This window comes from Microbacterium sp. Kw_RZR3, from assembly GCF_029222405.1.
Lineage (GTDB): Bacteria > Actinomycetota > Actinomycetes > Actinomycetales > Microbacteriaceae > Microbacterium.
On the sequence record NZ_JARHXC010000041.1, the window covers coordinates 1 to 2,538 of the forward strand.

General features: G+C 68.2%; 2 protein-coding genes. Both read right to left on the reverse strand.

Annotated elements, in window-relative coordinates; all coding sequences use genetic code 11:
• Positions 1-192: 192 nt before the first annotated feature.
• The gene (locus P2P98_RS01595) at positions 193-1,656 is read right to left on the reverse strand and encodes a GH1 family beta-glucosidase (RefSeq protein WP_275796536.1); all 1,464 of its coding nucleotides are present in this window, start codon (positions 1,654-1,656) and stop codon (positions 193-195) included.
• Between the two features lie 29 nt (positions 1,657-1,685).
• A partial coding sequence (locus P2P98_RS01600) for a carbohydrate ABC transporter permease (RefSeq protein WP_275796538.1) occupies positions 1,686-2,538 on the reverse strand: 853 nt, incomplete at its 5' end.

The window sequence follows — 2,538 nt, forward strand, 5'->3', positions numbered from 1 at the left end:
ATCGGCGAGTTGCTCTTGAACCCCGTGCCCCGCCGTCCGCTGACGGCGGGGCACACCGCTCTGATAGGCGCGGTGCGGATGTCGACACGACGTGGGTGAAGTCTTCCGTCCGCTTACCGTTATTACTCTCTGTCCAACCGCCGAGGGGCACTTCGCTCGAAACCCGAAATTCGTGGGTGGATGCCCCACAATTCAGGCGACCCTAAGCGCCCTCCCCGCAACCAACGCCCGCTCCGCAATCACCCGCGCATAAGCCAGCCCCGAGTCCTTCACGGTCCGCTCCTGCGTCGCGTAATCGACGTAGACGATCCCGAACCGCTTCTCGTAGCCCCACGCCCACTCGAAGTTGTCCATCAGCGACCAGTAGAAGTAGCCACGCACGTCGACGCCCTGGTCGACGGCATCCAGGACCGCACCGAGGTGGGCCTCGACGAACTCGACGCGATCGACGTCGTGGACGTGCGCGTCGCCGCCCTCGACGACGAGCTCGTCGTCGTAGGCGGCACCGTTCTCGGTCACGTAGAGGGCGACGCCGGCCTGGGCCGCGTACTCCTCGCTGACGTGGACGAGCAGGCGGGTGAGGCCCTCAGGCTGCACCTCCCAGCCCATGTTCGTGCGCGGGAGTCCGCGGTCGTGCCAGAAGAGGTTCTCGTGCGCTGGGAAGGGCGACGAGATCGGCCGCTGCGTGGGAGCGTCGCCCGCGGGCGGGTTGACGACGGGGGGCGTGCCGCCCACGAACTCGCCGTGGTAGTAGTTCACGCCCAGGGTGTCGATCGGCGTCGAGATGATGTCGAGGTCGCCCGGCTGCACGGCCGCCTGCCATCGTGACACGGCCTCGGCGTCGGTGTCGCGGAAGTCCCTGATGATGTCGGCGGGGTACTCGGCGCGGAACACCGGCTCGAGGAACCAGCGGTTGAACTGGCCGTCGATGCGGCGCGCGGCGTCGAGGTCGGCCGGGTTCGTCGGGTCGACGGCATCTGCCACCGTGAGGTTCAGCGTCAGTCCGAGGTTCAGCGAGGAGTCGCGCGCGCGGAGCTCACGCACGGTCTGACCGTGGCCGAGCAGCAGGTGGTGCGCGGCGAGCATGCCCTCGGCCTGCGAGTAATGCCCGGGGGCGTGGGCGCCCGCGGTGTAGCTGAGGAAGGAGGAGCACCACGGCTCGTTCAGAGTCGTCCACACGTTGACCCGGTCGCCGAGGGCGTCATGCATGTCGAGCGCGTACTCGGTGAACTTCTCGCTCGTCTCGCGCACCGTCCAACCGCCGCGGTCCTGCAGGGCCTGCGGGAGATCCCAGTGGTACAGGGTCAGCCACGGGAGGATGCCGGCATCCAGAAGCTCGTCGACGAGACGCTTGTAGAAGTCGACGCCCCTCGGGTTGAGCGCGCCGCCGTCGGGACGAACGCGCGACCACGACGTCGAGAAGCGGTACGTCTGCAGCCCGAGGCTCTTCATGAGCTGCACGTCGCCGGCGTAGCGGTGGTAGTGGTCGCAGGCGACGTCACCGTTGTCGGCGTTGATCACCGCGTTCGCGACGCGGCTGAAGGCGTCCCAGATGGAGGCCGTGCGGCCGTCCTCGAAGGCGGCGCCTTCGATCTGGTAGGCCGCCGTCGCGGCGCCGAAGAGGAAGCCCTCGGGAAAGGCTCGGGTTACGGACATGGTTCGGGTTCCTTCCGTGGGCGCGAGGGTCATCCCTTGACCGCCCCTTGCATGATGCCACTGACCAGCTGCTTGCCCGCGAACACGAACAGCAGCAGGAGCGGAACCGTCGAGAGCAACACACCCGCGAGCACGACCGAGTAGTCGACGAAGTAGTTCGACTGCAGCAGCGACAGCGCCACCGGCAGCGTCGGGTTCTGGCGATCGAGCACGATGAACGGCCAGAAGAAGTTGTTCCACGCGGTGACGAAGGTGAACAGGCCGAGCATCGCCGCGGCAGGGCGAGCCGCGGGGACGCCCACCGTGAGGAACGTGCGGAACGAGCTCGCCCCGTCGACGCGGGCGGCCTCGATCAGCTCGTCGGGCACGGCCTGGCGCAGATACTGCGTCATCCAGAAGACACCGAAGGCGCTGGTGAGGGCCGGCACGATGATCGCGCCGATCTGCCCGGTCCAGCCGAGCTCGCTGAAGAGGATGTACAGCGGCACGACGCCGAGCTGCGTCGGCACCGCCATGGTCGCCACGACGAACAGCAGCAGCCACGGACCCCCGCGGAAGCGCAGCTTGGCGAAGGCCCAGCCCGCGAGCGTCGAGAAGAAGACGACGGATGCCGCGATCAAGGCCGAACTGAAGATGGAGTTCCACAGGCCCGCCCAGAAGTTGACGGCGGGGTTGTTCAGCACCGCGGCGGCGTTGGTGAAGAAATTGCCACCGGGGATCCACGACAGGTCGGTGTTGCGGATCGTGGACGAGTCGCCCGAGCCGATCAGCAGCGCCCAGTAGTAGGGGACGATCGCCGCGAGCAGGACGACGCCGAGGCTGGCGTAGACGAACCAGCCGGGACGCGAGCCCCGCACGGCGCGGGGGCGGCGGGGCCGGGGC